1 protein-coding gene is annotated in these 754 nt (G+C 47.5%); it reads left to right on the top strand.

Going from position 1 to position 754, the window contains the following annotated elements; all coding sequences use genetic code 11:
- On the top strand, window positions 1–630 hold a 630-nt coding region (locus R7Q46_RS26700; RefSeq protein ID WP_318078160.1), incomplete at its 5' end, for a nicotinamidase.
- Window positions 631–754 lie beyond the last annotated feature (124 nt).

The raw sequence follows: 754 nt of genomic DNA, 5'->3' as shown, positions 1-754 counted from the left end.
ACTACAGCAGTGATCGACGTTGATCCAGAGAAAGGCTTTAGTGAGCTTTGTCCAGATGAATTACCTGTAGCAGGCGCATTGGACATCGTGCCGGAGCTACTAAAAAACCATGCGAAAGGTCGCTTGAAGCTAGTAAGCCGTGACTTGCACCCACCAAAAGCCGCTTGGGATGCAGAAACGCCCGCGAACATGCTAGAGCCCGTTGGCTTGCCAAATGTCGACGTAAAATGGAATCGCCACTGTGTGCTTGGCACAACAGGCGTAGAGCTTCTGGATGGGTTACCTCCAGTGCTTGACTACGATTTCCAAGTCAATAAAGGGATGGATCCGGACGCGCATCCTTATGGTATCTTCTTCCATGACGTGGCTGACACCAAAACTACGGGCGCAAATGAGTTTCTGAAATGCAATAAAATAGATACCGTCGTAGTTGGTGGACTAGCGCTCGATTTCTGCGTCAAGAAATCCGTTATGCAAGCGTTAGATCTCGGCTTTAAGGTGATTGTGAATCTAGCTGCAACTCGCGCCGTTCTGCCAGATACGGTGGACAGCGTGATCGCAGAGATGAAAGAAAAAGGCGCACTGTTTGTCAAAAATGCCGATGACATTATTGTTGAGCGCTTCGCGTAATTAACCGGTTTCCTTGTGTAAAAACGGCCCAGATTTCTGGGCCGTTTTTATTTGCTTATTTTGGGATCGCGTCTTACTCATCATTTGCTTGCTTGGTTTTTCTTGACCTGTTTTTGCTCTATTT

This window comes from Vibrio sp. 811, assembly GCF_033339195.1.
The sequence above is the reverse complement of the archived record's forward strand: the minus strand, read 5'-3'. Positions and strand labels throughout refer to the sequence as shown.